This window comes from Moorena sp. SIO3I8, assembly GCF_010692325.1.
GTDB lineage: Bacteria > Cyanobacteriota > Cyanobacteriia > Cyanobacteriales > Coleofasciculaceae > Moorena.
On the sequence record NZ_JAAHHW010000390.1, the window covers coordinates 1 to 1,400 of the forward strand.

Here is a 1,400-nt window from a genome sequence, read left to right on the forward strand (position 1 = left end):
TTATAGCACCCCATCAAAACTTAGAGAACAATAGCCTACTTGGAATAGACCTAGAATTTTACCAACGACTCCACGCCAACAATCAAGGCACAGGCTACTTTGATCCCAATTGGCAGGTAATCTCAGAAGAAACCGATGGTTCAATAGCCGTCACCAAAGGTAGTTTGACTATGCATATTGAACGGGAGATTCATCTCAAATCTGAGGAAAAATCTGCTACTATCGGCAGCCTCGTTGCCATCCGGATGCCCAAAAATTTGATGCAAAATGGCTTTTATGTAGCAGTGGGTAATGTTGGTCAAGAGCGACAGGGCAATGGTGATATCGATTCTAAAACAGCACGGATCTACTTTAATCTGACACCAGATGGAGCCCTTGCTGTCATGGATAGCATGACAAAATATTTGAATGCAGCAGCAATTCCTTTCACATTTAAAGTTCTATACAATCCATCGGAATACAAACGCCATGACTGCGGAGTACTCTACTTTGAGCGCTGTGATTCTGAAGTGGTCTTTGGGGTGATGCAAACCATATATCTACCAAACCGCTGCCATTTTCGCCCAGAAGTGCCTTTATTCACCAAGTTTTTGGCACCGGGATTGAGTTTTGCCGAAGAACCAACCCAAAAATTTACCTCTCAAGAAAGTTTTGGCATGAACCGCTGCCAAATTGTAGCGAATGGTTTAATGCAGGCTTGGCAAAACGGTAATAACACTCCAGAGGAGCGCCTCAACGCCATCCGCCAACAATTTTCTGAGTTAGGAATTGAATGGGAACGTCCTTACCTCAATCATGACTAAAGCTGCCCACAGCAAATTATGGGAAAGGAGGGAAGAGGGGGAAGTTTGAAAAGCTTACACAATTGCTCCTACAGATGGTATGGGGGTCAGACTCGTAGTTAATTCGCCCACAGTAGCAAAAACAGGACTTAGGCAAAACTGGGCAACAAACGCGCTTATGTAAGCTAATAAGCATTTAAATTTCCCCTCGATCCACTTGTGCAAAAGCTGGTGTCTCATCTCCCCATCTCCCCATCTCCCCATCTCCCCATCTCCCCATCTCCCTATCAGCGCGCCTCTTCACAATTTAAATACATTAAATACAATTTAAATGTGTGACAGCTTAGTAGAGTCCGAAGCGAGACCCTACAGGTATAGTCCCTAGGTAAGTCCTAAAAATATATAGCGCTATAAAAAATTAGTCCACCTAGATGGAGTGGCTTGGTGTAGCCCAAAGCTTTAGCCTTAGGCCATTAGACTGAGTGCTCCTCGCTGCCACCATCCAAGTCATCAGTCTCAAGACGGATGTGGCAATTGACCTCAGGTATATTTAGCGTCTTTAAGAAAAATTCATCAAAAATTTTTAGCTCTGTCAGGATTTTATGAAAAACTCGTGAA

At 43.6% G+C, this 1,400-nt stretch carries 2 protein-coding genes; one reads left to right on the plus strand and one right to left on the minus strand.

Annotated elements, in window-relative coordinates:
• Window positions 1-803: T3SS effector HopA1 family protein (locus F6K51_RS37255; protein ID WP_293031203.1), on the plus strand; the 803-nt coding region annotated here is incomplete at its 5' end.
• 54 nt (window positions 804-857) lie between these two features.
• Here the strand turns inward: F6K51_RS37255 and F6K51_RS37260 are convergent.
• Window positions 858-1,046 carry a hypothetical protein gene (locus F6K51_RS37260; protein ID WP_070394562.1) on the minus strand — a complete coding sequence of 63 codons (189 nt, stop codon included), beginning with the start codon at window positions 1,044-1,046 and terminating at the stop codon, window positions 858-860.
• Window positions 1,047-1,400: the final 354 nt, after the last annotated feature.